This window comes from Variovorax sp. 01T439_2 (assembly GCF_056398445.1).
Genome location: NZ_JBFTPJ010000523.1, coordinates 1 through 4,165, shown reverse-complemented (window position 1 = coordinate 4,165; position 4,165 = coordinate 1). Strand labels below are relative to the sequence as shown.

At 70.5% G+C, this 4,165-nt stretch carries 4 protein-coding genes; 1 reads left to right on the top strand and 3 read right to left on the bottom strand.

All coding sequences use genetic code 11. The features are described 5' to 3' along the window. Positions 1-318 (top strand): tannase/feruloyl esterase family alpha/beta hydrolase (locus AC1DOC_RS22195; protein WP_478130493.1); only part of this gene is annotated, 318 nt, incomplete at its 5' end. A gap of 41 nt (positions 319-359) precedes the next feature. On the opposite strand, the gene AC1DOC_RS22190 is transcribed toward AC1DOC_RS22195, so the two are convergent. The 3 genes from AC1DOC_RS22190 to AC1DOC_RS22180 all read right to left on the bottom strand — a co-directional run. Further along, entirely contained in the window at positions 360-1,688 is a 1,329-nt protein-coding gene (locus AC1DOC_RS22190; RefSeq protein WP_307596786.1) for an MmgE/PrpD family protein, read from the bottom strand. Positions 1,689-1,725: 37 nt separating this feature from the next. Then, positions 1,726-3,822 carry an acetate--CoA ligase family protein gene (locus AC1DOC_RS22185; RefSeq protein ID WP_307596785.1) on the bottom strand — a complete coding sequence of 699 codons (2,097 nt, stop codon included), beginning with the start codon at positions 3,820-3,822 and terminating at the stop codon, positions 1,726-1,728. Next, positions 3,819-4,165: enoyl-CoA hydratase/isomerase family protein (locus AC1DOC_RS22180; protein ID WP_478130492.1), on the bottom strand; the 347-nt coding region annotated here is incomplete at its 5' end. The genes AC1DOC_RS22185 and AC1DOC_RS22180, both read right to left, overlap by 4 nt.

Here is a 4,165-nt window from a genome sequence, read left to right as displayed (position 1 = left end):
ACCGAGTACTACGGGAACATGCGAAACGCCATCGGCGCCGCAACCGCGGACGCATCGACGCGCTTCTATGTCGCACCGGGCGTGAACCACTGCGCCGGCGGACCGGGCGCCGACACCTCGGACCTGCTGACGGCCCTGGACCAGTGGGTGACCAAGAGCGCGGCACCTGCCACGCTGCTCGCGGAGAAGCGCGATGCGCAAGGGGCGGTGCTGCTGAGCCGGCCGCTGTGCCAGTAYCCGCAATATCCGCGCTACACGGGCCCGGCCAACGATGCGGCGGCGGCGAAGCTGGCGGCCAACTACAGCTGCAGTTCCTGAGTGGCGGCCTCGGTGGCGGCCCGCCGGCCGAACGCCGGAGTTCAGCTCGGCGCCGCCGTGCTGCGCTCCAGCGTCCAGAGCCGGTCCAGGAGCGCCCGCGCCGGTGCGCTGCCGATCACGGGCGAGGACAGTTCCATGAACTTGTCCTCGAGCTCGGCATCGCTCAGCGGCTCTTCCGGATCGCCCTTGCGGTTGGGCTGCAGGTGTTCGAAGCAGCGGCCATCGCGCATCGTGATCAGCACGCGCGCCGCGCGCTGGCCCGGAAAGGCGGCATCGAGCTCGGGGTCCACCGTCACGCTGATGCGCTCCATCAATGAACGCGTGGCCGCGTCCCGCAGCCGCGCCGGTTCATACGCCGCCAGCCGCACGCTGCCATGCGCCAGCGCGGTCGCCACCACGTAGCCGAGGCTGAAGCGCGCTTCGTTGGCGGTGGCCGGCTGCGTGTAGCAGGCGATGTCGAGCGCCGGGCGGTAGGTCGCCACATGCACATGCGCGATCTCGCCGGCCTCGATGCCATGCCGGCGCTTCAACGCCAGCGCGCCGTCAATGGCCGCGAAGGCATGTCCGCAACCGATGTGGTTCTTGAACGTCAGGCGGGCGATGTGGAAGTCCCGCCCCAGCGTCGCGCCGATCTGCGACCAGTCCGGCCCGTCGCTCATGGCCCGGCCCAGCCCCGCCTCTCCTTCGAGCACGTCGAGCGAGCCCGTGACACCGTTGCGTGCCAGCTGGGCCGCGAGCACGCCGGCCTCGGCCGCGCGGCCCGCATGCAGCGGCTTGGACATGGAGTCCATGCGGAAGGCCTGCTGCAGGCCGGCCGTGAAGGTGGCGGCCGTGGCCAGCGCGTGCGCGAAGGCGGCTTCGTCCAGGTCCATGAGAACGCCCGCAGCGGCCGCAGCGCCGAAGCTGCCCACCGTGCCGGTGCTGTGCCAGAACCGGTAGTGCGCGCGGCCCATCACGACGCCGATGCGCGTCGACACTTCATAGCCCAGCACCACGCCGCGCAGGAACTGCAGCCCGCTGGCGCCGACGTCATGGCTTGCGGCCAGCGCGGCGGCAATGGTGGCTGCGCCCGGGTGGTACATGGCTTCGCGAAAGCTGTCGTCCACCTCCGCTGCATGGGCGGCCGTGCCGTTGATCAGCGCAGCGGCGCGCGCGGTGGCCGGGCGACCGCCGACGAGAAAGGCGCGTCCGCGGTCCAAGTCTTCGTTCAGGGCGGCCTCGAGCTGGCGCACCGGCGCCGCACCGAGGCCGGGGAACAGCGAGGCGTACCAGTCGATCACGGCCCGCTTGGCGTGGTGGAGGATCTCGGCCGGCAGATCCTGCCGCCGGAAGTCGGCCGCGTAGCGCGCGAAAGTTTGTGTGACGTGCATCTGGATGGCTCCGGGGGGGTGGCTTGCCTCGCCTCGCTCAGCCGGCCAGCACGACCACGCCATCGGCCGCGCGCACGCCCTGCCCTTGCGGCAACACGAAGACCGGGTTGATCTCGGCTTCGACCAAACGCTCGCCAAGCCGCGCCGCCATCTCCGAGAAGGCGACGATGGCATCGACCAGCGCCTCGACGTCGGCCTTGGGCCGGCCGCGGAAGCCATCGAGCAAGGGCCAGGTCTTGAGCTCGCGCGCCATGGAGAGCGCATCCTCGCGGCTCAGGCTGCCCTGGAGCGGCAGCAGCCGCATCGTGGTGTCCTTGAACAGTTCGGCGGTGATGCCGCCCATGCCCAGCAGGATGGCGGTGCCCAGCGGATCGCGGTGCATGCCCAGGATCAGCTCGGTGCCGCCGCCCACCATTTCCTGCACCAGGAAACGCCGGGGCCGCACGCCGGCCTTGCTCTCGACTTCGGCGGCCATCGCCTGCAGGCGCGCGCCCACGGTCTCGGCCGACAGGTTGACCGCGACGCCGCCGACATCGCTCTTGTGCGTGATCTCGGCCGACAGGATCTTGAGCACGACGCGTCCGCCCAGTTCGCGCGCCGCGGCTTCGGCCTCGGCCGGCGTGCTCACGACCATCTCGCGCGCGCACGGCACGCCGAAGCGGGTGAACAGCTGCTTGGCCTGGGCTTCATCGAGGGAGCCGATGGGCAGGTTGTCGATGGGCACCGCGGCGGCAGGCGCGCTGGACGACCTGGGCTCGCGCCAGCTGCCGGCATTCAGCATGGCACCGAGCGCGCTGGTGCAGCTTTCGGCCGCGGCAAAGGCGGGCACACCGCGCTGCGTGAGCAGGGCCGCGACTTCGGGCGCATGCGGGCTCACGTAGACGATCACCGGCTTGTCCGAGCGGGGCAGGCAGTCCTGGATGGCGCCTGCCATGAGTTCCGGCATGGCCAGGCTGGACGAGCCGACGATGATCGCCAGCGCGTCGTAGCTGGGGCTCTCGAGCAGGATATTGATGGCGCCGCGCAGCAGGTCCGGCTGCAGGCCGGCCAGGGTCACGTCGATGGGGTTGCGGTCGAGCACCGCGTGATCGCCGCTCTGCAGTGCGCGCAAGGCCGCGGCCGTTGCGGCATCCGGCGCCGGCGTCTCGAATCCCTGCATGCCCAGGTCGTCCGACACCAGCGTTCCGGCGCCGCCCGTCGAGGTCAGGATGGCCACGCGCTTGCCGCGGAGCTTCCGGCCCGTGGCCAAGGCGACCGGAATGTCGAGCAGATCGCCGAAGGTCTGGGCGCGGATCACGCCGACCTGCCTGAACAGCGCGTCGTACATGCGGTCGGCGCCCGCGAGTGCACCGGTGTGCGACACGGCGGCCTTCGCGCCCGCTTCGGAGCGGCCGATCTTGAACGCGACAACCGGCTTGCCCGCGCGCGCGGCCTTCAGCGCAGCGGCACGAAACTTCTCGGGGTTGCGCACGCTCTCCACATAGAGGGCGATGACCTTGGTGTTCGCGTCGTCGGCCAGGTGGTCGACGAAATCCGCCAGGTCCAGGTCCACTTCGTTGCTGGTCGAGATCAGCTTCGACAGGCCGATGCCGCGCGCCGCGGCACGCGAGAGCAGCGCACCGAGGATGCCCCCGCTCTGCGAGACCACGCCGATCCCGCCGACCGGAAAGTGTTCCATCTCGAGCGCGCCGCTGGCGGAGAGCACGATGTTGTCGCTCAGGTTGACGAGCCCGATCGTGTTGGGGCCGAGGATGCGCATGCCACCGGCCGCCTCGATGAGCTGCTGCTGGCGGCGCGCGCCCTCCTCCCCCGTTTCGGTGTAGCCGCTGGCAAGCACGATCGCCGCGGCGGTTCCCTTGGCCGCGAGTTCGCGCACGGCCTGGTGCGCGCGCTCGGCGCCCAGCAGCACGATGCCCACATCGGGCGTGCCGGGAATCGAGGCGATGTCCGGATAGCAGGCGAGGCCGCCGATGGCATCGACACGCGGATTGACCGGGTAGATCTCGCCCGTGAATCCGTGCTTGCGCAAGTAGGCCACGGGCCGGCCGGCCGTCTTGGCCGCATCGGCCGAGGCGCCGATCACGGCGACGCTGCGCGGCTTGAGCAGCCTGGCGATGGCGTTCAGTTCGGTCATTTCGTCGTCCCGTTCTTCGCGCTGCTTTTGGCCAGGAAGGCCATCACCGACTCGCGATGCTCGGTGCTGGTGTAGCAGATGCCTTGCGCCTGGCTGCCCTGCGCGAACACCTGGTGCGCGGACAGCTCGAAGCTCTGGTTGAGGATCGTCTTGCCAAGCGCCAATGCGGTGGCCGAACCCTGGCTCATCTCGGCCGCCCAGCGCTGGGCATCGGCCACCAGGCTCTGGGCATCCGACTGGCGATCGGCGATGCCCAGGCGCAGGGCCTCTTCGAGCTCGACCTTCCGGCCGCTGAAGATCAGCTCCTTGGCTTTGGAGAGCCCGACCCGGCGCGGCAGGAAGT